Here is a 301-nt window from a genome sequence, read left to right as displayed (position 1 = left end):
GCATTTCAATGATGACAATACTTCCCTTTGAAGACGCTCTAGTGATGGTCAAAGGGCCGTATTCAATTGGCAGGCTTGAAGCTAAGATCCCAGCACGGCGATCCGCCTTAAGTTCTAGCTCTCTCTGCTTATCACCGTTTGATGAACAGCCTGCAAGAATAAGAGTGGCCAGCGCCGCGATAAACAGAGTTTTAAGTGATGAATGCATAATTAGAATACTTTTTTAAAGGGTTTGACGATAACGTTCTGATAAACGCCAGCTTCGATGTAGGGATCAGCATCAGCCCATTCCTTGGCATCT

2 protein-coding genes are annotated in these 301 nt (G+C 44.9%); both read right to left on the bottom strand.

The window, feature by feature from the left end:
- The coding region (gspS2, locus tag AB4585_RS27425; protein ID WP_372171904.1) for a type II secretion system pilot lipoprotein GspS-beta at positions 1–208 on the bottom strand (208 nt) is incomplete at its 3' end.
- A 2-nt stretch (positions 209–210) separates the two neighbouring features.
- A partial coding sequence (locus AB4585_RS27420; RefSeq protein WP_372171906.1) for a YciI family protein occupies positions 211–301 on the bottom strand: 91 nt, incomplete at its 5' end.

The organism is Vibrio sp. 10N.222.49.C9 (assembly GCF_041474985.1).
Classification (GTDB): domain Bacteria; phylum Pseudomonadota; class Gammaproteobacteria; order Enterobacterales; family Vibrionaceae; genus Vibrio; species Vibrio crassostreae_C.
Note: the sequence above shows the minus strand (reverse complement) of the source record. Positions and strands in the feature narration are given on the sequence as shown.